This window comes from Priestia sp. FSL R5-0597 (assembly GCF_038006305.1).
GTDB lineage: Bacteria > Bacillota > Bacilli > Bacillales > Bacillaceae_H > Priestia > Priestia zanthoxyli.
This window is the reverse complement of sequence record NZ_JBBOUZ010000001.1, coordinates 40001-65941: the sequence shown is the minus strand read 5'-3', so window position 1 is coordinate 65941 and position 25941 is coordinate 40001. Positions and strand designations below refer to the sequence as shown.

The window sequence follows — 25941 nt, the reverse complement described above, 5'->3', positions numbered from 1 at the left end:
AAAATAGTTGGTGAATATCACTGATGGCTATATGATAAAAGGTTCACCTTTGTTGAGGTTAGTATTCTTCACTCTACAACTTCTATTCACCAACCATCTCTTTTTTTGTTAAAAAGTGTGCTTTTATTAAAAAAATGTCCAAAAAACCGCCAAAACATGGGGATTTGGACATTTTTATTTCGGCTATATAAAAAGAAGGCTCAAAAATGAGCCTTCTTTTTAATTCGTAACTTGTTCTTTTTTAACAGTGGCTACTCCTTTTACTAACTGATACACAATATTGAGCCATTCTTTTTGAGCAAGTCCTTTTACGTTAACCACTAATTTTACTTTCTTGCCTTCCATACCTAAGCTGACCATTCTGCCAAATTGATCACCTAGCATGAATAATTTTTGGCCGTCTATCGTTGAGCTCGCTTCTTCAGAAAGCAGAATAGAAATTTCTTGTTTTGACTGAAGAATAGATTCTACTAGGTTCTGCGTTGCATATACTTTTGTTTCAGCTACTTTAAACAAATACTCAACCTCAGCCGGATACTCCCCAAAACGATCAATCATTTCATCTTGCAATTCTTGAATATCCTCTAGCGCTTCAATTCCTCTAAAGCGCTTATACATCTCAATTTTCAAGCGGCCGTCTGTAATGTACTGATCAGGGATATACGCGTCTAAGTCCAGATTCATTTCCACATTAAATTTCACACTTTCTCCGTCAGACCCGCGTCTTTCCTCTATCGCTTCTTTAAGCATTTGTGAGTAGAGATCGAAACCGACAGAATCGATAAATCCATGCTGCTGAGCACCCAGGAGGTTTCCGGCGCCACGTATTGAAAGATCACGCATAGCAATTTTAAAACCAGAACCTAATTCGGTGAATTCTTTAATAGCTTGCAGACGCTTTTCAGCTACTTCTGTCAGTACTTTGTCTTTATGATACGTAAAGTACGCATATGCCACGCGATTTGAACGACCTACGCGTCCTCTTAATTGATACAGTTGTGATAATCCCATCTTATCAGCATTGTTGACAATGAGCGTATTTACATTTGGAATATCTACTCCTGTTTCGATAATAGTTGTACTCACAATCACGTCATATTCGCCTTCTAAAAAGCTTAAGATAACTGCTTCGAGTTCTGTTTCATTCATTTTTCCATGGGCATACGTTACCCTAGCATCAGGCACGAGCATCGAAATTTCTTCTGCTTTTCGTTCAATATCTTCTACGCGATTATATAAAAAGTAAACTTGGCCATCACGCGCTAACTCACGCTCAATCGCTTCACGAACTAGAACCGGATTATACTCCACTACATATGTTTGAACCGGAAAACGATTTTCAGGCGGCGTTTCAATAACAGACAAATCCCTTACGCCCAACATAGACATATGTAATGTTCGTGGAATAGGTGTTGCTGTAAGTGTAAGGACATCAACGTTTGCTTTCATTTGCTTGATTTTTTCCTTGTGCGTTACACCAAAACGTTGCTCTTCATCGATAACTAACAACCCTAAATCCTTATAAATCACATCTTTAGATAGTAAACGATGTGTACCAATCACTACATCTACGGTCCCGTTTTTTAGCCCTTTAATTGTTTCCTGCTGCTGTTTACGGCTGCGAAAGCGGCTCAATAGCCCAATATTAATTGGGTAGTCTTGAAAACGCTCACGGATGGTTTCATAATGCTGCTGAGCTAAAATAGTGGTTGGCACTAAAATAGCCACTTGTTTTCCATCTGTCACAGCTTTAAACGCAGCACGAATGGCTACTTCTGTTTTTCCGTATCCAACGTCTCCACAAAGCAGACGATCCATTGGTCTTTCATGTTCCATATCCTTTTTAATTTCTTGTACAGAACGAAGCTGATCTTCGGTTTCTTGATAAGGGAAAGCTGTTTCAAATTCTCTCTGTAAATCGCCATCCGGGGAAAATGCATAACCTTTACTTGCTTCGCGCTCTGCATACAGTTTAATTAAGTCATCAGCGATGTCTTGAACAGAAGACTCAACTTTTCGTTTCACTTTCTTCCAGTCATTTCCGCCAAGTTTATATACTTTCGGCTCTTTCCCTTCAGAGCCTACATATTTTTGTACTTGATCAATCTGTTCAACAGGAACGTACAGCTTGTCAGAGCCTTCATATTTGATATGGATATAATCTTTATGATTACCGTTAATCTCTAACGTTTCCATTCCTAAATAACGGCCAATACCGTGGTTCACGTGAACGACATAGTCACCTACGTTTAACTCTGAATAGCTTTTAATACGCTCTGCATTGGAAAGCTTTTGACGACGCTTTGATTTCTTGATCCGCTTTTTAAACAATTCTTCCTCGGTTAAAACTGCTAATTTTTGCATCGGCAGTTCAAAGCCCATTTGTAAATCGCCTTCAATAATTTGAACAAGACCTGGCACAAGCTGACCATTTCCATCTAAAATAGATGAATCAATATCATAATCTGCTAGCACACCTTCGAGTTTTTTCACGCGCTCCTTATCTGCTCCTAAGAGGACTACCGTATAATTAGCATTTTTCCAACGTTCAATTTCACTTTTTAATAAGTTCATTTGGCCGTAAAACTGCTGCATCTGCTTACATGAAATATTAATAATATTTTGCGGACTCGTATACGATACGTGCTTCAAAAATAACGATAAGTATAAAAACTGATGTTTTGCTCGCTGAATAAGAGATGGGAGCTTATGAGATAATTGAACATCTCGAACAATTTGCCCCTGTCCTAATAATTCTGTTATCCATTCAGCTTCCTCTGTTTCAAGCTGATCAGACGTCTCTTGAATTCGAGTTGTTTCATCAAAGATGACAAGGCCACCTTCTGGTAAATAATCTAGTAAACTAGCAGGCGATTCGTAAAAGAATGATAAATACTTGAACATATTTTCAAGAAGTTGACCTTGACGCAGCTGTTCAATTTCACCTTTAATATTTTCTGTTAAGGTAGCTTTTAGCGCTGCGTTTTTCACTTGCTGCAGCGTCGAAGCCAGCTGTGCTTCTAGTTCTTCAATTCCTTGGGCCACTTCATTTTGGTTCACAATGATTTCCGTAGCAGGGCCGATTGAAATTTCTTTTAACTGTTCTTGAGAGCGTTGATCCTCAATTGTAAAAGTACGAATGGAATCGATCTCGGTATCAAATAGTTCAATTCGGACAGGTAGCTCTTCTGTTAACGGATAAATATCAATGATTCCTCCGCGCACACTAAACTCACCCGGAGCTGAAACCATCGATGCCCGCTCATAACCCAACTCAACTAACCTTTTTAAATAATGATCAACGTCGATGTCAATTCCCATTTGAAACGGCAGCTGCGTTTGCTCCCATCTTGCTTTAGGAGGCAGCAGCTTTCGAATTCCTGCAAGCGGCGTTACAACTACTCCACCTGTATGTTGACTCCAATAATTGAGTACTTCAATTCGCTGAGCCTTTAATTCTGGACTTGCAATCCCCACTTCTGTAGCAACTAAATCGTTAACAGGGTATAAGAAAACGTCTTTTTCCGGTAAAAGGTGCAAAAGGTCTTCATACACTTTTTGGGCTTGATATAAATTATGAGTCACTACTAATAAGGGGTATTTTTTATCCTCATTTAAGAGTGCCATTAATACAGATCGAGCTGAACCGGAAATTCCCGTTACTAACTGTTCTTTCAAACCTTCTTCTAAACTGCTGACAACAGCTCCAATTTCTTTATTTTCTTCAAATTGCTGTCTAATCCCTCGCAAAGGAATTCCCTCCTCCCATGATATGTCTAAACTAAACAGAAAAACGCTTTGGTTTGAGACCAAAGCTTTTTATTGTATAAATGTTTCGTACTGATGATAGTCTGGATTTCGTTCTAGCGCTTCTTGACAGTCTTCACAAATAATTTTAACCACGATGTCTCCACTATTATGGTAGTGAATAAAGTCTTTTCGTTCATCTGCGGTCAGGTGATTAAAACCGAGTGCTTCTGTATTGTGAGCTGTCTTTTCTATCATACCGACTTTTGCGCCACAATGTCTACAGAAATAATGAATAGACATACAAATCCTCCCAAATCTTTTAGTGTTAGTATGGACGATTGAGAGAAATTTTATTCTGCTTAATTATAGCGATTCATTACTTCTAAGAACGTTTGACCTAAAAAGTCTTCACTCGCGTGCACAGACGTTTTCATCGCTTCTTCCATATGAACCATTTCATCTTCTGTAAAGCGCCCTAGTACATAGTCAACTACTTTCATACCGTTTTTCGGACGATCAATCCCAATACGAATTCGGTTAAACTCTTGGGTTTTTAAATGCTGAATAATTGATTTTATTCCGTTATGGCCGCCTGGACTTCCTTTTGTACGCAATCTTACTTTTCCGCACGGCAAATCTAAGTCATCGTAAATAACAAGCAAGTCTTCGACGTCTATATCAAAATAGTCCATTAACGGGCGAATACTTTCTCCTGATAAATTCATATATGTTAGAGGCTTTAATAATATGACTTTTTCTCCTCTTATTATACCTGTTCCATATATTCCGTTAAACTTTGTTTTATCTAATGAAATCATAAACTGTTCGGCAATTTTATCAATTGCCATAAATCCTATGTTATGACGAGTACGGTCATATTCTTTTCCAGGATTCCCTAAACCAACGATTAATTTCAAAATAGATACTCCTTTCCACTCTATGTAAGTTGTACATAATAGGTAAATGTCTTTAATGTTTTACATTACTATATAGTATCACTTTTATTATAATCAATTCACACAAAAAGACGTAACCTTTTGGTTACGTCTTTTTATATTATTCTTCGCTATCTTTTTCTTTTGTTGCTTCAACGTCGCCTTCAGCATCCTGAACTTCGCCGCTATCCGGCTCTTCTTCCTGTTGAGGAGGTAGTACAGAAGCAACTGTATCTTCTGCATCATGCGTAATTTCTAGCTTTTTATCTACCTTAATATCCCCTACTGTAATTGTATCGTTAATTCCCAAATCTGATACATCTACATCAATAGATGATGGGATATCTTGCGGCAAGCCTTTTAATGAAATTTCATATAGAGACTGCTGTAATACGCCGCCTTCTTTTGTTCCTTTTGCTTCTCCTACTAGAGATAAAGAAACTTCAGTATCAATTTCTTTCTTCATGTCGACCACTTGGAAATCGGCGTGGACAATTTCGTTTTTTAATGGATCGGTTTGAATATCATGTAACATTACGGAATATTTTTGCTTGTCCACTTGTAATGTTAACACTCCATTGCGTCCTGCTTCACGAATAGTCTTAATAAAATCAGCACTGTTTAAGTAAATAGGCGTGGATTCTGTTTTATTTCCGTAAACAACCGCTGGGAAGTTTCCTTCGTCGCGAATTTTTCTATTTGTAGAATTTTTGAAATCCGTTCTTTTATTTGCTTGAATTGAAATACTCATTTTATTCACCTTCCAGTATGTTTTCTACTTAAAATGTACCCTTTTTAGAAGGCTGCTAAACATAAAACTCGTTTCAATCAGCAATATATCTTTGCTCATCCCGTCCAAATCCCTTTAAAACCAAGGATTAGCCCATTTAATTTTTTTCAAAAAAACCTCTTTCCAAATGGAAAGAGGTTCTGTTTATCAATCAAATAACGTACTAACTGATTGCTCTTCGTGAACACGAATAATCGCTTCACCAATTAACGGAGCTACTGAAAGTTCTGTTACTTTACCAATTTTCTTATCTTCTGTTAAAGCAATAGAGTTTGTTACAGCTAGCTCTTTGATTGTAGAGTTTTGAATACGCTCAATCGCAGGGCCTGAAAGAACTGGGTGTGTACAACAAGCATATACTTCTTTTGCACCTGCTTCAATTAATGCACTTGCACCAATTGTAATTGTACCAGCTGTATCAATCATGTCATCAATCAAGATTGCTGTTTTCCCTTCCACTTGTCCAACAATGTTCATAACTTCTGCTACGTTTGGACGTGGGCGACGTTTGTCAATGATAGCGATCGGCGCTTTTAGACGTTCCGCTAAACGGCGAGCACGCGTTACGCCACCGTGGTCCGGAGATACAACAACAACGTCATCAAGGTTTTTACTCTTGAAGTATTCACCTAAAATTGGAACACCTACTAAATGGTCAATTGGAATATCGAAGAAACCTTGAATTTGAGGAGCATGTAAATCTAATGTGATAATACGAGTAGCTCCCGCTTTTTCAATGATATTTGCTGCTAATTTGGCAGTGATTGGTTCACGTGCACGAGCTTTACGATCCTGACGAGCATAGCCATAGTAAGGCATAACGATGTTAATTGTTTTAGCTGATGCACGTTTTAATGCATCAATCATAATTAATAATTCCATTAAGTGTTCGTTAACTGGAGCACTTGTTGATTGAATGATAAATACATCACAACCACGGATACTTTCTTCAATGTTAATTTGAATTTCACCGTCACTGAAACGATCAACCGAACATTTACCTAATTCCACACCAATTACTTTTGCGATCTCTTCAGCTAAAGCCTTGTTTGAATTTAGCGTAAATAACTTTAAATTTTCATCAGCATATACATTTGACATTTTATTGTGAAACCTCCGTCAGGATTTTTTATTAATATCAAGCTTTTCAGCATAGTTTTCTTTATTTACTTGTTTCGCACGAGCAATTGATAATGCTTTTCCTGGCACATTATCCGTTACGGTTGAACCAGCTGCAACATAGGCGCCTTCACCAATTGTTACAGGTGCAATTAAGTTTGAGTTACATCCTACGAATGCCCCATCTTCAATCTTTGTTAAAAATTTATTTTTCCCATCGTAGTTAACTGTAATAGATCCGCACCCTAAGTTTACACCTTTTCCGACCTCTGCGTCTCCAATATAACTTAAATGAGAAGCTTTGCTACCTTTGCCAAAAGATGCTTTTTTAATTTCTACAAAGTTTCCTACGCGCACTTCATCTCCAATTAATGATTGAGGACGAATATGTGCAAATGGGCCAATTGTGACTTCGTGACCAATTTCACTATCGTGAGCAACAGAATGGCGAATAGAAGTATTATTACCTATTTTGCAGTCTTTAATTTCACTGTTAGGTCCTACTTCACAGTTCTCTCCAATTACAACTGTTCCTTGAATAACCGTACCAGGATAAATAACCGTATCTCTGCCAATGACAGCATCTGCTGAAATGTACGTGTTAGAAGGATCCACAATCGTCACTCCATTTAACATATGCTGCTTGTTGATACGCTTTTTCATTGTTTCTTCTGCTTGAGACAGAGCAAATCGATCATTAACGCCCAATGTTTCAGCAAAATCGGATGTTTGATATGCAGAAATAATTTGACCTTCATTTTTTAGAATTTCGATAACATCAGGTAAATAGTACTCTCCCTGTACATTATCATTTGAAACTTTTGAAAGTGTCTCAAATAATTTCTCATTATCAAAACAGTACGTACCAGTATTAATTTCCTGTACAAGACGCTCTTGTTCTGTGGCATCTTTATGCTCAACAATCTTTTCAACAGAGCCTTGTTCATTTCGAATGATGCGTCCATATCCTGTTGGATCTTCTGCATGAGCCGTTAAAATAGTTGCCATTGCATTTGTTGCTTCATGATGCTTTAATAAAGATTCAATTGTTTCAGCTGTAATAAGCGGAGTATCTCCACATACAACAATTGTCGTACCTTTTTCATGTGCAAGTAAAGATTCTGCTTGCATTACTGCATGAGCTGTTCCTAACTGCTCTTCTTGTAAAGCAAATAAGCTTTTATCTCCAACATGTGATTTCACTTTTTCGGCACCGTGACCTACAACTGTAATTAAATTTGTTAAATCTAAGCGTGATAACTGATCAATTACGTGTTGCACCATCGGTTTGCCACACACAGGGTGTAACACTTTATATAAAGATGACTTCATACGTGTACCCTGACCAGCTGCCAATATGACTGCATATCTTTTTGACATAACAGGCCTCCAATTTTACCTTTTTATCCATTAAGAATATTATATCAAAAATGACAGCATTTCAAGGAATCATTTATAAGTCATGAATTTTATTTTTTGGTAATGCTAAAGTTTTACAAAGGTGTGAAATTATATAAGCGGTAATCAAAAAGAAAAGAGCCTACTTTTCAGTAGACTCTTAATGTATCATATGTTTACGAAGCACCCGCTTCTTCGAATTCAACTTCTACCTCACCTAAACGATGATATTCTGCTAAAACAGCATCTTGAATCTTTCCGCGAGTATTTGAATTGATTGGATGTGCAATATCACGGAACTCACCATCCGGTGTACGTTTACTTGGCATGGCTACAAATAAGCCATTATTACCATCAATCACACGAATATCATGAACAACAAATTCACCATCTAATGTGATTGAAGCAATCGCTCTCATACGTCCTTCAGTGTTCACGCGGCGTAATCTTACGTCAGTTACTTCCATCTTGTTCACCACCTTTTTCTATGCGAAGCTTTACATACTTAATTCCACAGAATTTTGTGTTTTCCTGCTATTCAGAAAAAATTTTTAGAAAATTTTCGCAAAAAAAGTGAACAATTGGAAGTTACTTGCTTTTTGTTAGAAATTTGTTAATTTAATTACCCTTTAACAAGCGCAATAACTTCAATTTCAACAAGTACATCTTTAGGTAGTCTCGCTACTTCTACACATGAACGTGCCGGCTTATGGTCGCCGAAGTAGTCACCATAGACTTCATTTAATGCTGCGAAGTCGTTCATATCTTTAATGAACACGGTTGCCTTTACAACTGTATTTAGAGAAGCTCCTGCTTCTTCAAGAACTGCTTTTAGATTTTCAAATACTTGAGTAGCTTGTACTTGAACATCGCCTTCGACCAACGTACCATCTGGACGAAGTGGAATTTGACCTGAACTGTAAAACAAGTTATTCACAACAATTCCCTGTGAATATGGACCAATAGCTTGCGGTGCATTTTTTGTTTGAACCTGTAACATATGTTCCTCTCCCTTACTTGATCAAATATATTTTAAGTAATTGCCTTCCTGTACACGAATTTGTTTATCTTTAATATTTACATCTGTTAATTGTACAAGAGACACATACTCATCCACTAAACGTTCTTCAATATCTTCTGATTCTACTAAAACTCCAATACCAGCAACAGTTGCATCAAACTCTTCAAGCAAACTAACCATTCCATTTACCGTACCGCCGGCTTTCATGAAGTCATCAATGATGAGTACATTTGACCCCACCGCTAAACTTCTCTTAGCTAACAGCATCGTTTGAATGCGCTTAGATGAACCTGACACGTAGTTAATACTAACGGTCGATCCTTCAGTTACTTTACTGTCTCTGCGCACAATAACAACGGGCACGTCTAAATACTGAGCAACCGCATACGCAATAGGAATACCTTTTGTTGCTACAGTCATCACAACATCGATTTTGCGGTTAGCAAAAAGCGATGCATACAAGCGACCGATTTTATTCACAACGCGGGGGTTCCCTAAAATATCAGTTAAATATAAATATCCACCTGGCAATAAACGCTCAGGTTTTTCAATCAACCCACATAATTCTTGAACAAGCTGACCGGCTTCTTCATTCGTCATCTTTGGAATGAATTTAACTCCGCCGGCAGCCCCTGGTAGCGTAACCAAAGTTCCGATACCCTGCTGTTCAAAAGTTTGTTTAATAATCGCCATATCTTCGCTAATAGATGATTTTGCGGAATCATATTTATCTGCAAAATACGTAAGAGGGATAAGGCGCTGAGGGTTTTGAATGAAATAGTTGGTCATATCAATTAATCGTCCACTACGTCGAAACTTCATAACATCCTCCTGAAAATCCGAATATTGTAATGTAAATATAACATTAACATACGGATTTATTCAAGCGTTATTCGTTCACCTAGTAACCTAACTGCATAAACTTTATCACAAAAGCCACGTAATCCATTATAAATGCGATGCATACGTGAATCATGCTGTACAAGTCCAAATACAGTTGGCCCACTGCCACTCATGAGTACAGCATCGGCGCCAAAACGCTTTATTTGTTCTTTAATGAGAGCTACTTCCGGATGCATTTTCAGCGTTACTGCTTCCAATACATTTCCGACAAGGCTACACATTTGATCATAATTTCCTGATTGTATGGCGTGAACCATCTCATCTACTTTAGGATGATCCATTTCCTCAATTTTTAAGTTTCGATATACATCTGCTGTAGAAACACCTATTTCAGGCTTAGCCAAAATCACCCAGCAGCTTGGAGGTGCCTCAATATGCTCTACAATCTCTCCGCGCCCTGTAGCAAGAGCTGTCCCTCCGTACACGCAAAAAGATACGTCAGAGCCAATCTCAGCCCCTATTTCTGCAAGTGTGTCTAATGATAACCCTAATTCCCATAACGTATTTAAACCGCGTAATGTAGCAGCCGCGTCACTGCTGCCTCCAGCTAATCCAGCAGCTACTGGAATATGTTTATCAATTAATATATTTACACCTTTTGAAATGTTATAACGCCGCTTCAAAATCTGCGCTGCCTGATAAGCAAGATTTCGCTGGTCATCTGGAACAAAGCGATTATGAGAATAAATAACAATTCGTCCATCTTCACGATCAGAAAGTTCAATTCTGTCCGCTAAATCAATTGTTGTCATAATCATCTTAACTTCATGGTAACCATCTGGGCGTTTATGTAACACATCAAGTGACAAATTTATTTTAGCCGGTGCTTTCACCATTAATTTCAACTTACTTCACCTACTTCATCTTATCGAGTTTAACGCTATTTTATCATAAAATGAACAAGATATAGCTGTTCATTTAAACATCTTTGTTTAATCCTCTGTTTTATCTTTCATTTTGGGACAAAAAAACCGAAGCGGTTATACACTTCGGTTTTCCTCATTTCACTTTAAATAATCGCATAAGCATTGATTTTCACTATTGCCTTAGCTGCTGCTGTGCAAGCTCCACTGCTCGCTTCACCATATCGCCTGCGTCTTTTGCCCGAATAGCGCCCCAACCTTCTGCTTGTACAGTATCGTAAAAACCAAGTTCTTTAGCCAGTTCTTCTTTCAGCTTCGATGACATAATCCCTCTACGCCTTGACATTGCACATGGCTCCTTTACGTATAAAATGAAATTTCAACCTGAATCTCCTCGCTCTTTATACATGAAAATGCGAGGACGATATGTATAGTATGTATAAAAAATAATGTATATATAATTTGAAAAAAAGACCAATAAAAAAGCAGTAAACCAATGTCCACTGCTCATCACCACTTGCTATATTGCCTATGTCATTCTTAGAAAAATTTTAGTTGCACTGTTTCCGTTAACACATCTGCGTAACTATACGAAACGCGCTCCAAAGAGTTTTCCTCTTGATCTAATTCAACGATAAAAACAGATGGGTACGTTTCTGTTAATACACCTGAACGTTCTACTGTTTTTCTACGACCACCGTTTGCTTTTAAAGTTAATCGTTGGCCTAGGTGCAAATCCAGCGCTTGCTTAATATCAGACAAAGTTTTCGCCATATTGGTCCACCTCACTATGTATAGTGTAACACATGTTAGAAAAATAGTCAAAAACATAAAATTATAACAATCTATCTCTAATTGTGTCAATAAATAATTTTCAACATGAATCTACATTTCGCTGTTAGTATGCTCGTTTTTTAACGAAATATGTATATCTTTAGCAAATATTGAAAATGATTTTGTGAAATTCAGCGTATACTTTGGCTTCATACGAAAAAACAACTGGTTGCACATCATGCGTGTACATGCTGTAACCAGTTGTTTTTATTTCTACTCATCGCTTTCATAAGGCATGCCCGTGCGAAGCAGCCCTTTTGTTTCTACTCCTCCTAAACCTTTAGCACCCGTTAATGTATTACGTAAGACGTCCCATACATTAATACGATCCGTGAAAGGAGTAAAACTTAGTTTTGCTACTACATACACGGGGTCAAGCGCATGAATATTTACACGCGAAGGTGAACTAGCAAAGTTTGCTCCAGCTTGAATCAATAATTCAAAATGCGATTGACAGGCACCTGCAAAAATCACCAGCTGATCTAAATTACCAACTCTTTTTCTTGCTTCTTGGACTGTTCGAATATAGTGCTTGGAATGTCTATAAGCAAGAAGATCATCCTTATTTCCTTTTCCTTTGGAATAAGCATCATGCCCTGTCAGCACCAGAATATCAGGCCTTACATCCTCAATTAACTTTCCAACTTTCTCCGGCATCTCTGACTCTACGCAATGAACACCATAAACAGGAACACCAATTTTTTCATAAACCAACAAACATTTACGTAAATAATTAGGGTCTCCGTCTACGTGCAGGACCTTTCCAGGAATTTGAAACAAGCGATGTGAATGGCTGTATCCATTAGTCATACTATATTCAGTTTTCTCTCGAACGAGCCGATAATCCTGTTGAATAAGCTCCAAGGATCTTTCTAAAAGTTCTTCTTCTTGTTTTTTTCTTTGATCCTGTTCTTTAGCATCCACAACCTCTAAATCTGTACAAGGAGCGTCGGCAATCAACCGAACGTCTTCTCCTATTAAAGTCGCATATTTCCCCGCTTCGCTGTCATTAATAGCTATAACACGAAAAAGCAAATCTCTTTGATAAGAAGGTCGTGTAACTATATCACCAATTTTGATGTTCATATGCTTCACTCCGTCTTTGCTACTTCAAAAATAAATTCTCTTCATAGCCTATGACTTCATGATAAAAATGTGATGATTTAGCGAAATGATTTTAAAAGTTGGTCACTTAACGCTCCGAATTCTTGAATAGACAGCGTTTCGCCTCTTCTTTTCGGATCAATTTCAGCAGTTGCAAGTGCTTGCTCAATGTCCGCTTTTTTCTGTTTCCCATTTGGCAAGTTGTTCACTAGATTGTTTAAAATGGTTTTTCGGCGCTGTCCAAAACTTGCTCGTACAACTTGGAAGAAGAATGCTTCATCTTGTACTTCTACCGCTGGCTTCGGTCTTCTCAGCAGCCGAATAACAGCTGAATCTACATTAGGCTGCGGATTAAATACTGTTTTAGGCACAATCATAACCGTCTCAGCCTCTGTATAGTATTGAATCGCAATAGAAAGTGAACCGTACTCCTTTGTTCCCGGTTTAGCTGCTATACGGTCGGCAACTTCTTTTTGAAGCATAACAACGATTCCCCGTACCGGAATTTGCTCTTCTAATAATTTCATCAAAATGGGTGTCGTCACGTAATACGGTAAATTCGCAACGACCATTAAATCTTCTATGTTTTCGAATTCTTGTTCGAGCGTCTCTTTTAAATCCGCTTTTAACACATCTTGATGAATAACTTTTGCATTTGGGTAAGGAGAAAGAGTGTCGGCTAAAATCGGAAGCAGACGCTGGTCGATTTCAAATGCCAGTACTTTTTTTGCGCGCTTTGCTAGCTGTTCAGTTAACGCTCCGATACCGGGTCCAATTTCAATTGCTCCCGTTTCTTCTGTTATTTCTGCATGATCAACAATGCGATGTAAAATGTTCGTATCAATTAAAAAATTTTGTCCCAAACTCTTTTTAAATGTAAAACCGTATTTCTTTAAAATTTCCTTGGTTCGATTAGGCGTTGCAATATCTTTTAACACGATTCCTTTTCCTCCTTATTTATCTGCTCAACAGCTTTGATAAACTCCTCTTTTGAAATTTGGAACATCTGTAATCGTTTATGAAGCTGCTTTCCATTGGCATAGCCTATTTTTAATAACTTTCCTATTCTTTCACGTCGAGACTTGGCTTTACTATCTCCTACCAAACGAGCTACGATTAAATCCTCTTGAGAAATCTCCATATCTGCTTCTACCCACTCTTGCTTTACATCTTTTAGTGCTTTTTGAATAGACGCAATAGAAGCATGTTCAACTCCAATACCTTTGCCGTTTTTAGGGCGAGCCTCTTCTTTATCTAAAAATGCATGTTTACATCCTGGAACACGTTCTGAAACAATATTTCGAATTCGCTGTCCTGGATAATCTGGATCTGTAAAAATAATTACGCCTCTTGTTTTTTGAGCTAATTTTACTTTTTCAATGGTTTCTTCATTTACAGCTGATCCATTTGTCTCGATAGTATCCGCATCCACTGCACGTTTAATCGCTACGGTATCGTCCCGACCTTCTACTACAATAATTTCTTTAATCTTCATTTCTTCCTCCAAAACATTCAGTTTTGTTCATTTGCTTTTCAGTAAAAATGAAATGCTCGTTACTCACATCATTTTTCTTCTATGAAATCAACGTTTTATCTTATTATCAACTAAATTAAAAAGCATCTATCTGTTATTTTAACTGAAAAAGGCAGAGGATAACATTCTCCTCTGCGCCTATCTTTACTTTAACACGAAAATGATTGTTATATGAGAAAAAGTTTTAATCATTAATGCCAAATAGCTTTTTAGCGTTAGCTGTTGTAATATCAGCCAACTCTTCATACGTTATGCCTTTTAACTCTGCAATTTGCTCCGCTACGTATGACACATAACCAGGTTCATTGCGCTTGCCGCGGAATGGATGAGGAGTTAGATAAGGACAGTCTGTTTCAATTAATAGTTTATCTAAAGGAAGTTCTGCAGCAACTTCTTTTGGTTTTTTTGCATTTTTAAAAGTAACAGGTCCACCAAAAGAAATATACATATTCATATCCATACACTGCTTCGCTACTTCAATACTGCCCGTGAAGCAATGCATAATCCCGCCTACTTCCTCTACGTGCTCTTCTTTTAAAATGGTTACCACGTCTTCGGTGGCATCACGATTATGAATAATGATAGGTAAATTCACTTTGCGCGCTAAGCGAATTTGACGGCGAAATACGTCCTTTTGAACCTCTTTAGGTGATTTATCCCAATGATAGTCTAATCCCATCTCTCCTAAAGCCACAACTTTCGGATGCTGAGCTAACTCTTCAATCCAAGCTAAATGCTCATCCGTCATATCAATTGCATCTACTGGATGCCAGCCTACACTAGCATAGATAAAGTCGTACGTTTCAGCTATTTGAATAGCTTTTTTAATGGTAGGTTCATCAAATCCAACAACCACCATGTTTTGAACACCTTTTTCTAACGCGCGATTAATTACTTCTTGCAAATCGTCTTCATACTGTTCTGCGTTTAAATGAACATGTGTATCAAATAACATCTAATCGATCCTTTCCATGAATAAAAGGGGGTCCTCGCATGTTACACGTGAAACACCCCTTTTAACTATACTTATTTTATCTTCGTGCCGTTTGCTAAGTTTTGATCTACGCTTGCTAGTGAAAGACCATTCTCATCTTCACCGGCTAAAATCATTCCTTGTGATAGTTCGCCGCGCAATTTTACAGGTTTTAAGTTGGTTACACAAATTACTTTGCGACCTACTAATTCTTCAGGCTTATAAAACTTGGCAATACCTGATACAACTTGGCGTTTTTCATAGCCAAGATCAAGCTGCAGCTTTAATAGTTTATCTGCCTTCTTAACTGGTTCTACTTGCGTAACTTGCGCTACACGAAGCTCTACTTTCATGAAATCATCAATCGTAATCTCTTCAGAAGGCTCTTCCTTCACAACAGGTTTTTCTTCCTTCGGAGCACTTCCTTGCATCTGCTCTTTAATAAACGCTACCTCTTCTTCTCGATCTAGACGAGGGAACATTGGCTCACCTTTTTCTACCTTTGTGCCTTCTTTAAGCATATTAAAGCGCGTCGTGCTTTCCCACGTTTTTAACACATCTTCTTTTACACCGATCTGAGCAAAAATTTTCTCAGGTGTACGTGTTAAGAATGGCTGTAGTAATACCGCAATGTGACGAATTGATTCAGCTAGATGTGTCATAACGGAAGCAAGTTCTGCACGCTTATTCTCATCTTTTGCTAACGCCCAAGGTTGCGTTTCATCAATGTATTTATTCGTGCGGCTTACATATTGCCAGATAGAAGCAAGAGCCACTGAAAACTCCATATCCTCCATCGCTTCTTCATATTTATTCACTGTATCTTTTTGAGCTTGTACGATAAGTGCATCAAACTCTGTTACATTTCCTTCATAAGTCGGAATAACACCATCAAAATACTTATTAATCATCGCCACTGTACGGTTAACTAGGTTGCCAAGGTCATTTGCTAAGTCAAAGTTAATACGTTCAACAAACGCTTCTGGTGTGAATACACCGTCTGAACCGAATGGAACTTCACGAAGCAAGTAGTAACGAAGGGCATCTAACCCATAGCGGTCAATCAATGTCACTGGGTCTACTACATTCCCTTTTGACTTCGACATCTTTCCATCTTTCATTAATAACCAGCCGTGAGCAAATACTTTCTTAGGAAGTGGCAAATCAAGTGCCATCAACATGATTGGCCAATAAATGGTATGGAAACGTACGATTTCTTTTCCTACTAAATGTACGTTAGCCGGCCAGTATTTTCGATAGTTTTCATCATTCTCAGTATCATACCCAAGAGAGGTGATATAGTTAGAAAGCGCATCAATCCATACGTAAATAACGTGTTTTGGGTTACCTGGAACTTTTACCCCCCAATCAAACGTCGTACGAGAAACAGCTAAGTCTTCAAGACCCGGCTTAATAAAATTATTGATCATTTCGTTTTTACGAGACTCCGGTTGAATAAATGAAGGGTTCTCTTCATAAAAAGCTAGTAAACGATCTACGTATTTCCCCATTTTAAAGAAATAGGACTCTTCTCGAACGAGCTCTACAGGGTGTCCGCTATCCGGGCTTTTCCCACCTACAACTTTTCCATTTTCAACGATTGGATCTACTAGTTGATGCTCTGTATAGTACGTCTCATCGGGAACTGAATACCAACCTTCATACTCATCAAGATAAATATCACCTTGTTCTAAAAGGCGCGCGAAAATCTTTTCCACGATTTCTTTATGTCTTGGTTCTGTTGTACGGATAAAATCGTCATACGAAATATCCATCTTATCCCACAGCTCTTTGATTCCAGAGACAATATCATCTACGTATTGCTGAGGTGTCACGTTTTTCTCTTCTGCTTTTCGCTGAATTTTTTGACCATGTTCATCCGTACCTGTTAAATAACGTACGTCAAACCCTCTCAAACGTTTATAACGAGCCATTGCATCTCCCGCTACCGTCGTGTATGCGTGCCCTATATGTAATTTACCACTCGGATAATAAATCGGCGTAGTAATGTAAAATGTATTATTTCCATCTGCCATGTTCATAACCTCCAACATTCCATTTCAACATTTTGATTTATATGGATGTAATCATATAAACCCTGTCTTCTTATTCTACTATCTATCATACTATTTTACATGATAATTTCAAAACATTCTCTTCCTATATACACGGGAATATGACGGATTCACTTCATTTTTAAATAATCGTTATTTTCCCAAAAAATAATCCTGTTAATTGTATCAGCTTCGCCCTATTTTTATATAAAATATACCCCCATTCAAAAAGTCACTTTGATAAAAACGACAAATAGGTCTAATTTTGTCGTTTTATGTCGAATTATATTTACCCTATCTTCAAAATAGTTAATATCAAGCTATTTAGGCGATTAATCTTTTTTCCAATGAAACCCCTTGTCATTCCTTGACTGACGGTCACAATTAGCTTCTAAACGAGTCGGGGAAAAAATTTTTTCCCAGCTACATTTTTTTACATATAAAATGATTGACTAGTTTTGGAAACGCTGGTATTATGAAAGTACGTTGAAATTGTCGAATAATGACGAAAGTAATAACATAGAAAAATGATCATTGAGAGGAGAACGATTAACATGAAATCTACAGGTATTGTTCGTAAAGTTGATGAATTAGGACGCGTAGTAATTCCAATTGAATTACGTCGTACATTAGGAATTGCAGAGAAAGATGCTCTAGAAATCTATGTAGATGAAGAGCGCATCATCTTAAAAAAATATAAACCAAACATGACTTGCCAAGTAACAGGTGAAGTATCTGATGATAACATTCAACTTGCTAGCGGCAAATTAATTCTAAGCCGTGAAGGTGCAGAACAAATCATGAAAGAACTTCAAGATTCTTTACAAGCTTCTAAATAAAACGAAAAGCTGTCTATGATAGACAGCTTTTTTTAATGTACGTGATATTCACTATAAATGTCTCGTTTTGATACATCTCGGTCTTTTGCCACTTGCTTAATCGCTTCTTTGTTTGAAAGTCCTTCTTCTACATAGTGATCAACGTGCTCGATAATGGTGAGCTGTTCCCACCATAGATTACTTTCATCTGGCGCTTCTTCATTTGTCCCTTCAAGAATTAAGCAGAATTCCCCTCTAATATCTGTGGCATTTGTCCATTCAATTGCTTCTAATACGCTTCCTCTTAAAAATTCTTCATAGCGTTTGGTTAACTCTCTACATAACACAATAGATCGGTTCCCTAAAATTTCTTCTATACTCTTTAGCGTTTCTTTTAATCGATGAGGGGCTTCATAAAATATCATGCTTTCTTTAATATACTGAAGCTCTTGAAGCTGTTCTTTACGCTGTTTTTTATTTCTGTTTAAAAATCCATAGAAATAAAACTGCCCTGTAGGTAGACCAGAAGCAATTAAAGCTGTTAATGCTGCGTTAGGCCCCGGCAGCGGAACAACCGTATATCCTTCTTTAACGGCAGCTACCACTAACTCATAACCAGGATCTGAAATACAGGGCATACCCGCGTCGCTTACTAAAGCAATATTTTTTTCACTGTCCAAGTCGCTTAACAGCTGTTCACTTTTTGTATGTTTATTATGTTCATGATAACTTGTAATAGGCGTATCGATTTCAAAGTGGTTACATAGTTTTTTCGTTTGTCTCGTATCTTCTGCGGCAATATAATCAACTTCTTTTAAAATTCGAATCGCACGAAATGTCATATCCTCTAAGTTTCCAATAGGAGTGGGAACTAAATATAAAACGCCTCGTTCATTCGATACATCATAACTTTTTTGTGATTTCATTCTGCTTTTCTTGCTCCCTTCGAATGTAAGCCTGTTTTTGCACTCTGCTTAACTGTTTGAACCAATACTCTTTTTGCATAGCTTCTGTTTTAGAAGTAAACACCTCATGCCAAATTAATGAAACAGGCCTTCTTGCTCTCGTATATTTTGCCCCTTTCCCTTCATTATGGACAGAAATACGTTTTTGCAAATTATTCGTGTAACCAGCGTAATACGTACAGTCCTTGCATTCAACTACATAAAAATAATGATTATTCTGTTCCATATAAAATCCTTTTTAATTCGTCCGTGTATTCATCATTATCTTGGTAGACCACCAGCGGAGGAAGAATCTTTAAATCTGGACTTCCATCCTTCGTACCTTCAATTAAAAGTGTATTTGCTTCTTTCCCATCTTTAGGATAGACAAACTGAAGTCTCTTTGGCTCTAAACGGTATTGCCTCATTAACGTAACGATATCTAATAGTCTCCCTGGACGGTGAACCAATGCTACTTTTCCGCCTTGCTTAACTAGTTGACTACTGGCTCTAATCACATCTTCCAACGAACAATGAATTTCGTGGCGAGCGATTGCAAAGTGTTCGTTTTCATTTATTTCTTCTTTATTGGATGTGGTGAAATAAGGAGGATTACATGTTACAACATCATATTTTCCATAACCCAGTTCTTGAGGTGCATTTTTTAAATCACCATGTATCATTTTAATCTGCCCATCCAGCTGATTATACGCAATACTTCTTTGTGCCATACTATGTAGCCGCTCTTGAATTTCTACACCAATGATTTTTCCCTTTGTTCGTTTAGATAAAAACAGTGGGATTACACCGTTTCCTGAACATAAATCAACCAAGTTGCCTTTACGAATTGGGACATAAGCAAAGTGAGATAAAAGCACAGCATCCAATGAAAAGGAAAAGACAGATGGACTTTGAATAATGCGCATTTCCTCATCGGCTAATAGATAATCTAAACGTTCATCTCCATATAACTCAACCATAATCGTTCTTCTCCTTGTACATCTATTATTTACATCTTTTACTCATAAAAAGAACCTCTCCAAAAGGGAGAGGTGTTGTTACTTTTTATTTAAAAATGACAAGCAAAACAAACAGTCTCCATCTTTACGCACACTTCCATAATGAATGTTACAAATATGAAAACCCTCTTGGTAAAGGCGAGCCAAATTGTCATATCCTTCTCCGATATCAATTTGTTTTTGCTCTTTTGTTTGAGCGCTTGCTTTTGAATGTCTATTTTTCAGCTTCGTTTCGAAGTTTGTCTGGTCAAGGCGACGGCGCAAATGATCATTTTCTATTTGCAGATGATGATTTTCTTCAATTAGCTCAGCAAGATGCTCTTTCAACTCACCTAACTGCTTATATAAATGACCAATTTGTTCCTCCATGTTTGTCACCGAATCAAAAATCTCTTTTTTATCCACCTTTGCCCACCTCGTTAATCTGTGGCTTGAAACGAAACAGCACCTTCATTATTGATCTCATCCAGAGTATACTCTAAAATTTGTTCGTGATCTGACAGTTCCACTTGAATAATTCTTTCCAAAATATTCAAACCTACTACACGTCCTGAACCATCTGAAGTTTTAATTGTTGAGCCTATATCAGGAAGCTGTTCTTTTGCCGTTTCATACTCATCATTTTCATATTTTAAACAACACATCAAACGTCCGCATAAACCAGAAATTTTCGTTGGATTAAGCGATAGGTTTTGGTCTTTGGCCATCTTAATAGAAACCGGCTCAAAATCACCTAAAAACGTTGAGCAACATAGCATACGTCCACAAGGACCTATCCCGCCCAACAGTTTTGCCTCGTCTCGTACACCAATTTGACGAAGCTCAATTCGCGTACGGAAAATAGCAGCTAAATCTTTAACTAGCTCTCTAAAATCAATACGGCCGTCTGCTGTAAAATAAAAAATGACTTTATTACGATCAAACGTATATTCTACATCTACTAACTTCATATCTAAATCGTGTGATTGAATTTTTTGCACGCATACGTCATACGCTTCTCTAGCAGCTTGTTTATTTTCATCCACAATCAGCCTGTCTTTTTGTTCAGCAATGCGGATTACTTTTTTCAAAGGAAGCACGACATCATGTTCACTTACTTGCTTTTTGTTAATAACCACTCTGCCAAATTCAACACCACGAACTGTTTCTACAATAACAAACTCACCATCTGGAATTGTAAGTTCTCCAGGGTCAAAATAATATATTTTTCCCGCTTTTTTAAAGCGAACGCCTACTACATCATACAAGCTTTTATCCCTCCTGCAAATCCAACACCAGCTGTTCCATTAATAACTGTAGATTCATATTTGAATTTAATTTATTTTTGGCCTTCAAGATAACCTCTAAGCGATAAATCGCTTTTTCCTGCGTTGTCTGAAGAGCTTGCTGTTTTAATTCTTCTATTTTATGACGATAGACGATTTTAGACTCTTGTCCAACTTGCAGCGTCAACAAATCACGGTAAAGAAGCATCAATAAAGTTAAACCAATATGAGCTTGTTCTTTTTCTTTAAAATGTGTTACCCACTTTTCATGAATAAAAAGAAGAGCTTGTTGAGGTCTCGTTGTTAACACTTCATATAATTGTATCACTAACTTTATTGCAAGTCCAAACCATTCATCTTTACTTAATTCAATTGCTTCATCAATGCTGTTTGTTAAATTAGACAAGATGGACGCATCTACTGCGGAAAGGCCATTTTCTACTAGTTTTTCAGCTAACTGTTCTGGTGTAAGAGATCGAAATGATATTACTTGGCAACGTGAGATAATCGTATCTAATAAGCGCTGTATATTTTCTGTTAATAAAATTGCATAAGTTCCGTTGCCAGGCTCTTCTAAAAATTTCAGTAAACTATTTGCTGCGCTTACTGTCATTTTATCAACATGATTCACAATATATAACTTTTTATTAGATTCAACACCGGTTTTTGTGAATTCTGATTGCAAGAATTGAATTTGCTCTTTTTTAATCGATAAACCAGCTGGCTCAATCAAGTGAATATCTGGATGATTACCTGAATCAATTCGCCGGCAGTTACTGCACTCATGGCATGGCCTATGATTAACTGGATTTTGGCAAAACAGTGCTTTAGCAAACAAAAAACTAATTTGTTTTTTACCTGTTCCTTTGCTTCCTTCAAATAAATAAGCATGAGCAACTCGCTCTTTAAGTAAGCTGTTTTGCAAAATCTTTAATACGTTCGGCTGAAGAGCTTCAAGCTGTTCCCATGTATTTCCCATTCAATCATCACTTTCTATTTAAAATCTTCTCTCTTAAAATTGATGAAATTGATCTACTGGTAGTACGAATACTGTAGCTCCGCCCACTTCAACTTCAACAGGATACGGAATGTATGAATCTGCATTACCACCCATCGGTGCCACAGGAGAAATCATCTGTCTGCGGTTTTCACATTGGCCCTTAATAATATCAAGTACTTCATCTACTTTATGATCATCTGTACCAATCATAATTGTTGTATTCCCTGATTTTAAAAATCCGCCCGTACTTGATAATTTGGTTGAACGAAATCCTCTTTCTACAAGTGCATTTAAAAGCTTTGAGCTATCTGAATCTTGAATAACGGCCATTACTAATTTCATGAATAACACCTCATTTTACTTTATTGTTAAGAATAGTATAGCAAGAATAACAATCATCTGTATTTATTTTAAAATCAATTGTATCTGTTTATAAACTTCTTCACAGACCTTTTCAATGGATTGATTTGCATCAATTCGGCGAATACGCTCTGGAAATTGACTCAAAAGAGATAGATATCCATCTCGTACTTTGTAATGAAAGTCTAAGGATTCTAAATCTAATCGATTAATCTCATCTTTTCGACCTTTATTAATTCTTTCTAATCCTACCTCAGGCTCAATATCAAAATATAAAGTGGCCTGTGGCATCGTTTGCTCAATAGCAAATTGATTGATAGCAAAAATATTTTCTACACCTATCCCCCGCGCATTTCCTTGATAAGCAAGTGAGCTATCAATAAAACGGTCACATAATACTATATTCCCTTTATTTAGCTCAGGAATCACTTTTTCTACAAGATGTTGTCTCCTAGCCGCAGCGTAAAGAAGTGCTTCTGTTCTGGCATCCATTTCCGTGTTAGATGGATTTAAGATGATTTCACGAATTTGTTCAGCAATTCGTATGCCTCCAGGCTCTCTTGTTAATACAATGTTATAGCCATCTTGTATTAATTTTTGTTGAACCATATGGATGATGGTCGTCTTACCAGCACCCTCTGGCCCTTCGAATGTAATAAACGTTCCTGACATGTATAAATTCCTTTCTCTATTTAAATACTTCTATCTTTCCTTCTTCCATACAAGAGCCGCCTTGAATATGACCATTTAACCTTTGAATATGCAAAATATAGTCAATATGATTGCTCGTAATCGTTTCTCCCTCCATTAAAATAGGAATTCCAGGAGGATATGGAATAATAGATTGTGCGCTTACACACCCAATCGCTTCTTCAAACGAACACATATGCTTTGTCCTTAATTTTCTTTCTTCCATAGACAGGAGAACCGTTGCCCTTGAAAAACGAAATGGTTTGATTAGTGGTTTTTCATACGACTTACGCTGTATATTTGCTACTGCTTGTCTAACCCGCTTAATTGTATCATTAAAGTCCCAACTGCTGCTTAACGGTAGAACAAACAATACATAGTTAACGTCAGCTAGTTCTGTATAAATATCTTGTTTTTCCAGTTCCTTTTGCAAATCATATCCTGTTGCCGCTGAACAAGTCAATGTCATTTTCAAAAGGTCGGTAGCAGTTTGATCTGTTTCCACATTAATAGTTGAAAGTGTATCAATCTTATTAATCTTTTCAACAAACGAATGAATATTGTCAGTCATTCTATCGATATCATGCTGTGTAAACTGCTGCAGATAATACCGTGCCAAATCGAGAGAAGCCATAATAGGGTATGAAGGACTGCTTGACTGAAGTACTTGTAGGTAATGGCGCACCGCTTGCTTATTCACTAATGTTCCCTGCATATGTAAATAAGAACCCATTGTCATAGCTGGTAGCGTTTTATGTGCTGACTGAACGACAAGGTCAGCTCCATACGTAACAGCTGACGACGGAAAAGGATTGCCTAAAATAAAATGGGCTCCATGAGCTTCATCAATAACTATAGGAATATTGTAGCTATGAATAAAGTCAATGGTCTCCTTTAAATCTCGTGCCACCCCGTAGTAAGTAGGATTTGTTAATACAAATGCTTTTATATCCTCAGAACGCTCTAAAGCCGCTTTAATTGTTTTAATGGATACACCTGTACTAAGATGTGTTTTTGAATCTATTTCAGGAGCTAAAAAAATAGGTGATGCCTTTGATAAAGTAATAGCATTAAAAATAGATTTATGAGAATCTCTTTGAACAGCAATTTTATCTCCTTCTTGACAAAGAGATAAAATTGCTGAGAGGTTGCCTACAGTAGAACCATTAACTAAAAAAAAGCTTTCATCTACTCCATACAACTTTGCCGTTAACTCTTGTGCTTCTTTAATAACAGATTCTGCTTCATGTAAATCATCTAATCCGCTAATTTCCGTTAGATCGTATTGCAAAAAATCTGCGTAAGAAGACTGAATATGTGAAGGGAGAATTTGACCATTTTTATGGCCGGGCACGTGGTAAGAGAGTGACCTCTTTTCGCTATGCCTTACTAAACGGTTATATAAAGGTAAATATGTATCCATACATCCATTCCTTACTTTTTGTAAATATAACATTGTTAACTTGATAAAAGAATATGTAAGCATTTTTCCTATCAAAATTCATTTTTCTTTCATTATAACAAACTTAGATGATTTTTTTGAGCCATATAAAGAAGCCCTTATAAAAAAGGGCTTTTAGTAAGAAAACGCTCCTGATATTCTCTTTAATTGATTTACTAACAATTGATAACGAAAATGAGATGAATCCACCTCTACAATCTCTACCTCGCAGTGTTGGCATATAAAGCTGGAAAACACCTCAATACCCTTTGTATGCTGTTCATGACAAACGGAACATGTTTTAATTTGTTTTTCCATTACTCTCCACCTCCACTAAATAAGTATCGACAAGATGTAACTTCTTTATGCAGTTCATTTACCCCATTTTATGTAGATAGCTTATACTTTGTGAATAATAAAAAAAGACTAGCTAAAATAGCTAGTCTTTTTTCAAGTGCCTGGCAACGTCCTACTCTCACAGGGACAAAGTCCCAACTACCATTGGCGCTAAAGAGCTTAACTTCCGTGTTCGGTATGGGAACGGGTGTGACCTCTTCGCTATCGCCACCAGACAAGAGATTGTTCTCTCAAAACTAGGTAACAGTTTGCTGAGTAAAGCTTACGCTTTTAAAAGTTTGGTTAAGTCCTCGATCGATTAGTATCAGTCAGCTACACATGTCGCCACGCTTCCACCTCTGACCTATCAACCTGATCATCTTTCAGGGATCTTACTAGCTTGCGCTATGGGAAATCTCATCTTGAGGGGGGCTTCATGCTTAGATGCTTTCAGCACTTATCCCGTCCACACATAGCTACCCAGCGATGCCTTTGGCAAGACAACTGGTACACCAGCGGTGTGTCCATCCCGGTCCTCTCGTACTAAGGACAGCTCCTCTCAAATTTCCTACGCCCACGACGGATAGGGACCGAACTGTCTCACGACGTTCTGAACCCAGCTCGCGTACCGCTTTAATGGGCGAACAGCCCAACCCTTGGGACCGACTACAGCCCCAGGATGCGATGAGCCGACATCGAGGTGCCAAACCTCCCCGTCGATGTGGACTCTTGGGGGAGATAAGCCTGTTATCCCCGGGGTAGCTTTTATCCGTTGAGCGATGGCCCTTCC

Annotated in this window: 28 protein-coding genes and 2 rRNA genes (1 of these 30 running past the window's edge); 1 reads left to right on the top strand and 29 read right to left on the bottom strand. The window is 37.6% G+C overall.

The genetic code is table 11. The features are described from left to right. Nucleotides 1-219: 219 nt before the first annotated feature. From mfd to metG, 17 genes are all read right to left on the bottom strand, one after another. A complete protein-coding gene (gene mfd / locus MKX72_RS00370) occupies nt 220-3750 on the bottom strand; it encodes a transcription-repair coupling factor (protein WP_048021886.1) in 3531 nt (1176 codons plus the stop codon). A 69-nt stretch (nt 3751-3819) separates the two neighbouring features. Continuing rightward, on the bottom strand, nt 3820-4050 hold the full coding sequence (locus MKX72_RS00365; protein ID WP_013054869.1) for an anti-sigma-F factor Fin family protein: 231 nt from the start codon (nt 4048-4050) through the stop codon (nt 3820-3822). A gap of 59 nt (nt 4051-4109) precedes the next feature. Then, the gene (gene pth, locus MKX72_RS00360) at nt 4110-4667 is read right to left on the bottom strand and encodes an aminoacyl-tRNA hydrolase (RefSeq protein WP_028412641.1); all 558 of its coding nucleotides are present in this window, start codon (nt 4665-4667) and stop codon (nt 4110-4112) included. 139 nt (nt 4668-4806) lie between these two features. Then, nucleotides 4807-5436 (bottom strand): 50S ribosomal protein L25/general stress protein Ctc, encoded by a 630-nt coding sequence (locus MKX72_RS00355; RefSeq protein WP_028412640.1) that lies wholly within the window; start codon nt 5434-5436, stop codon nt 4807-4809. Between the two features lie 186 nt (nt 5437-5622). Continuing rightward, nucleotides 5623-6576 (bottom strand): ribose-phosphate diphosphokinase, encoded by a 954-nt coding sequence (locus MKX72_RS00350; protein WP_014462059.1) that lies wholly within the window; start codon nt 6574-6576, stop codon nt 5623-5625. 18 nt (nt 6577-6594) lie between these two features. Continuing rightward, nucleotides 6595-7974, bottom strand: a complete 1380-nt coding sequence (gene glmU / locus MKX72_RS00345) for a bifunctional UDP-N-acetylglucosamine diphosphorylase/glucosamine-1-phosphate N-acetyltransferase GlmU (RefSeq protein ID WP_028412639.1) — start codon at nt 7972-7974, stop codon at nt 6595-6597. 194 nt (nt 7975-8168) lie between these two features. Further along, nucleotides 8169-8459 carry a septation regulator SpoVG gene (gene spoVG, locus MKX72_RS00340; protein WP_013054864.1) on the bottom strand — a complete coding sequence of 97 codons (291 nt, stop codon included), beginning with the start codon at nt 8457-8459 and terminating at the stop codon, nt 8169-8171. Between the two features lie 155 nt (nt 8460-8614). Further along, nucleotides 8615-8992, bottom strand: coding sequence for a RidA family protein (locus tag MKX72_RS00335; protein WP_013054863.1), 378 nt, complete (start codon nt 8990-8992; stop codon nt 8615-8617). Nucleotides 8993-9013: 21 nt separating this feature from the next. Next, the gene (purR, locus tag MKX72_RS00330; protein ID WP_013054862.1) at nt 9014-9835 is read right to left on the bottom strand and encodes a pur operon repressor; all 822 of its coding nucleotides are present in this window, start codon (nt 9833-9835) and stop codon (nt 9014-9016) included. Nucleotides 9836-9891: 56 nt separating this feature from the next. Beyond that, nucleotides 9892-10761 (bottom strand): 4-(cytidine 5'-diphospho)-2-C-methyl-D-erythritol kinase, encoded by an 870-nt coding sequence (gene ispE / locus MKX72_RS00325; protein WP_013054861.1) that lies wholly within the window; start codon nt 10759-10761, stop codon nt 9892-9894. A gap of 193 nt (nt 10762-10954) precedes the next feature. After that, complete coding sequence (locus tag MKX72_RS00320) at nt 10955-11125, bottom strand: small, acid-soluble spore protein, alpha/beta type (protein WP_034264017.1); 171 nt, start codon at nt 11123-11125, stop codon at nt 10955-10957. 194 nt (nt 11126-11319) lie between these two features. Next, entirely contained in the window at nt 11320-11553 is a 234-nt protein-coding gene (gene veg, locus MKX72_RS00315) for a biofilm formation stimulator Veg (protein WP_013054859.1), read from the bottom strand. A 273-nt stretch (nt 11554-11826) separates the two neighbouring features. Beyond that, complete coding sequence (yabG, locus tag MKX72_RS00310) at nt 11827-12699, bottom strand: sporulation peptidase YabG (RefSeq protein ID WP_028412638.1); 873 nt, start codon at nt 12697-12699, stop codon at nt 11827-11829. A 77-nt stretch (nt 12700-12776) separates the two neighbouring features. Then, nucleotides 12777-13655, bottom strand: coding sequence for a 16S rRNA (adenine(1518)-N(6)/adenine(1519)-N(6))-dimethyltransferase RsmA (gene rsmA, locus MKX72_RS00305; RefSeq protein WP_028412637.1), 879 nt, complete (start codon nt 13653-13655; stop codon nt 12777-12779). Next, complete coding sequence (rnmV, locus tag MKX72_RS00300; protein ID WP_028412636.1) at nt 13649-14212, bottom strand: ribonuclease M5; 564 nt, start codon at nt 14210-14212, stop codon at nt 13649-13651. Before rnmV ends, rsmA begins: the two co-directional genes overlap by 7 nt. A 223-nt stretch (nt 14213-14435) precedes the next feature. After that, nucleotides 14436-15206, bottom strand: a complete 771-nt coding sequence (locus MKX72_RS00295; RefSeq protein WP_028412635.1) for a TatD family hydrolase — start codon at nt 15204-15206, stop codon at nt 14436-14438. 71 nt (nt 15207-15277) lie between these two features. After that, nucleotides 15278-17260, bottom strand: coding sequence for a methionine--tRNA ligase (gene metG, locus MKX72_RS00290; RefSeq protein WP_028412634.1), 1983 nt, complete (start codon nt 17258-17260; stop codon nt 15278-15280). A 566-nt stretch (nt 17261-17826) separates the two neighbouring features. On the opposite strand from metG, the gene MKX72_RS00285 reads away from it, so the two are divergent. Further along, nucleotides 17827-18117 carry an AbrB/MazE/SpoVT family DNA-binding domain-containing protein gene (locus MKX72_RS00285; protein WP_170836841.1) on the top strand — a complete coding sequence of 97 codons (291 nt, stop codon included), beginning with the start codon at nt 17827-17829 and terminating at the stop codon, nt 18115-18117. Nucleotides 18118-18149: 32 nt separating this feature from the next. Here the strand turns inward: MKX72_RS00285 and rsmI are convergent, their stop codons facing one another. From rsmI to MKX72_RS00225, 12 genes are all read right to left on the bottom strand, one after another. Next, the gene (rsmI, locus tag MKX72_RS00280) at nt 18150-19022 is read right to left on the bottom strand and encodes a 16S rRNA (cytidine(1402)-2'-O)-methyltransferase (RefSeq protein ID WP_016762698.1); all 873 of its coding nucleotides are present in this window, start codon (nt 19020-19022) and stop codon (nt 18150-18152) included. After that, nucleotides 19000-19287 (bottom strand): GIY-YIG nuclease family protein, encoded by a 288-nt coding sequence (locus tag MKX72_RS00275; RefSeq protein ID WP_013054850.1) that lies wholly within the window; start codon nt 19285-19287, stop codon nt 19000-19002. Before MKX72_RS00275 ends, rsmI begins: the two co-directional genes overlap by 23 nt. Continuing rightward, nucleotides 19274-20020: a tRNA1(Val) (adenine(37)-N6)-methyltransferase gene (locus MKX72_RS00270; RefSeq protein ID WP_028412633.1), complete on the bottom strand. Its 747-nt coding sequence runs from the start codon at nt 20018-20020 to the stop codon at nt 19274-19276. The genes MKX72_RS00275 and MKX72_RS00270 overlap by 14 nt, the downstream gene beginning before the upstream one ends. A gap of 78 nt (nt 20021-20098) precedes the next feature. Beyond that, a complete protein-coding gene (gene yabA, locus MKX72_RS00265) occupies nt 20099-20464 on the bottom strand; it encodes a DNA replication initiation control protein YabA (RefSeq protein ID WP_013054848.1) in 366 nt (121 codons plus the stop codon). A 14-nt stretch (nt 20465-20478) separates the two neighbouring features. Next, nucleotides 20479-21306, bottom strand: a complete 828-nt coding sequence (locus tag MKX72_RS00260; RefSeq protein ID WP_013054847.1) for a PSP1 domain-containing protein — start codon at nt 21304-21306, stop codon at nt 20479-20481. Nucleotides 21307-21310: 4 nt separating this feature from the next. Beyond that, entirely contained in the window at nt 21311-22303 is a 993-nt protein-coding gene (gene holB, locus MKX72_RS00255; RefSeq protein ID WP_013054846.1) for a DNA polymerase III subunit delta', read from the bottom strand. Between the two features lie 33 nt (nt 22304-22336). Beyond that, a complete protein-coding gene (locus tag MKX72_RS00250) occupies nt 22337-22666 on the bottom strand; it encodes a cyclic-di-AMP receptor (protein ID WP_013054845.1) in 330 nt (109 codons plus the stop codon). Between the two features lie 63 nt (nt 22667-22729). After that, the gene (tmk, locus tag MKX72_RS00245) at nt 22730-23356 is read right to left on the bottom strand and encodes a dTMP kinase (RefSeq protein WP_049162633.1); all 627 of its coding nucleotides are present in this window, start codon (nt 23354-23356) and stop codon (nt 22730-22732) included. Nucleotides 23357-23372: 16 nt separating this feature from the next. Further along, nucleotides 23373-24797, bottom strand: coding sequence for an aminotransferase class I/II-fold pyridoxal phosphate-dependent enzyme (locus MKX72_RS00240; RefSeq protein ID WP_028412631.1), 1425 nt, complete (start codon nt 24795-24797; stop codon nt 23373-23375). A 153-nt stretch (nt 24798-24950) separates the two neighbouring features. Next, nucleotides 24951-25133, bottom strand: coding sequence for a sigma factor G inhibitor Gin (locus tag MKX72_RS00235; RefSeq protein WP_013081329.1), 183 nt, complete (start codon nt 25131-25133; stop codon nt 24951-24953). A gap of 138 nt (nt 25134-25271) precedes the next feature. Beyond that, a 5S ribosomal RNA gene (gene rrf, locus MKX72_RS00230) occupies nt 25272-25387 on the bottom strand. A 63-nt stretch (nt 25388-25450) separates the two neighbouring features. Then, nucleotides 25451-25941 (bottom strand): 23S ribosomal RNA (locus tag MKX72_RS00225); it runs 2445 nt beyond the window's last position.

Coding starts and splice junctions, on each gene's coding strand:
- rsmI (WP_016762698.1), bottom strand. CDS start 19,022: ATGAAATCACAAAAAAGTTATGATGTATCGAATGAACGAGGCGTTTTA.
- MKX72_RS00320 (WP_034264017.1), bottom strand. CDS start 11,125: ATGTCAAGGCGTAGAGGGATTATGTCATCGAAGCTGAAAGAAGAACTG.
- purR (WP_013054862.1), bottom strand. CDS start 9,835: ATGAAGTTTCGACGTAGTGGACGATTAATTGATATGACCAACTATTTC.
- tmk (WP_049162633.1), bottom strand. CDS start 23,356: ATGTCAGGAACGTTTATTACATTCGAAGGGCCAGAGGGTGCTGGTAAG.
- MKX72_RS00240 (WP_028412631.1), bottom strand. CDS start 24,797: ATGGATACATATTTACCTTTATATAACCGTTTAGTAAGGCATAGCGAA.
- MKX72_RS00335 (WP_013054863.1), bottom strand. CDS start 8,992: ATGTTACAGGTTCAAACAAAAAATGCACCGCAAGCTATTGGTCCATAT.
- holB (WP_013054846.1), bottom strand. CDS start 22,303: ATGGGAAATACATGGGAACAGCTTGAAGCTCTTCAGCCGAACGTATTA.
- MKX72_RS00295 (WP_028412635.1), bottom strand. CDS start 15,206: ATGTTATTTGATACACATGTTCATTTAAACGCAGAACAGTATGAAGAC.
- MKX72_RS00250 (WP_013054845.1), bottom strand. CDS start 22,666: ATGAAATTAGTAATGGCCGTTATTCAAGATTCAGATAGCTCAAAGCTT.
- metG (WP_028412634.1), bottom strand. CDS start 17,260: ATGGCAGATGGAAATAATACATTTTACATTACTACGCCGATTTATTAT.
- glmU (WP_028412639.1), bottom strand. CDS start 7,974: ATGTCAAAAAGATATGCAGTCATATTGGCAGCTGGTCAGGGTACACGT.
- MKX72_RS00355 (WP_028412640.1), bottom strand. CDS start 5,436: ATGAGTATTTCAATTCAAGCAAATAAAAGAACGGATTTCAAAAATTCT.
- veg (WP_013054859.1), bottom strand. CDS start 11,553: ATGGCGAAAACTTTGTCTGATATTAAGCAAGCGCTGGATTTGCACCTA.
- MKX72_RS00235 (WP_013081329.1), bottom strand. CDS start 25,133: ATGGAAAAACAAATTAAAACATGTTCCGTTTGTCATGAACAGCATACA.
- MKX72_RS00275 (WP_013054850.1), bottom strand. CDS start 19,287: ATGGAACAGAATAATCATTATTTTTATGTAGTTGAATGCAAGGACTGT.
- MKX72_RS00350 (WP_014462059.1), bottom strand. CDS start 6,576: ATGTCAAATGTATATGCTGATGAAAATTTAAAGTTATTTACGCTAAAT.
- rnmV (WP_028412636.1), bottom strand. CDS start 14,212: ATGAAGATTAAAGAAATTATTGTAGTAGAAGGTCGGGACGATACCGTA.
- spoVG (WP_013054864.1), bottom strand. CDS start 8,459: ATGGAAGTAACTGACGTAAGATTACGCCGCGTGAACACTGAAGGACGT.
- yabG (WP_028412638.1), bottom strand. CDS start 12,699: ATGAACATCAAAATTGGTGATATAGTTACACGACCTTCTTATCAAAGA.
- MKX72_RS00365 (WP_013054869.1), bottom strand. CDS start 4,050: ATGTCTATTCATTATTTCTGTAGACATTGTGGCGCAAAAGTCGGTATG.
- MKX72_RS00270 (WP_028412633.1), bottom strand. CDS start 20,020: ATGGTTGAGTTATATGGAGATGAACGTTTAGATTATCTATTAGCCGAT.